The sequence below is a fragment of the Pedobacter sp. 01N416 genome (assembly GCF_056399685.1).
Map to the genome: position 1 here is coordinate 1 of NZ_JBFTRT010001100.1, position 459 is coordinate 459.

1 protein-coding gene is annotated in these 459 nt (G+C 34.9%); it reads left to right on the forward strand.

What is annotated here, in order from left to right:
* Positions 1-76 precede the first annotated feature (76 nt).
* Positions 77-459 (forward strand): DUF5689 domain-containing protein (locus tag AC1DND_RS29420; RefSeq protein WP_477586573.1); only part of this gene is annotated, 383 nt, incomplete at its 3' end.

A 459-nucleotide genomic window follows, 5' to 3' on the forward strand; every position in this document is an offset into this window, starting at 1 on the left:
GCACAAGGTGCTGATGACATAAATACCTTAATGTGGTGGCAGAAACCATAATTATTTAAAATTGAATTAAAAAGTTATGAATAAAATAATAAGAAATATGCTGTTTGCACTAGGGTGTATTGCAGTTATAATAAGTTGTAAAAGAGATACCGATTACGTATTATCAACACCGAGTATGTTTATCCCAAATGTTGATTTACGCAAAATTTATAAAAATACCGAAGTAACGCTTACAACCGAAAATATGCGTGGGGCCAGTATGGTTAAAGGGCAGGTAATTTCTGATCATTCTACCAATAATTTGCCATCGGGTTTGCTCATCATTCAAAATACTAGAATTGTTGGTGGGCTAGATTCATTAAGAGGTATTGCCATAAACATTGGTGTCGATGCCGCGAAATATGTTCCTGGCGATTCTGTTCATGTTAAAATTGAAGGTGGAGTATTGAAACGTGTTGA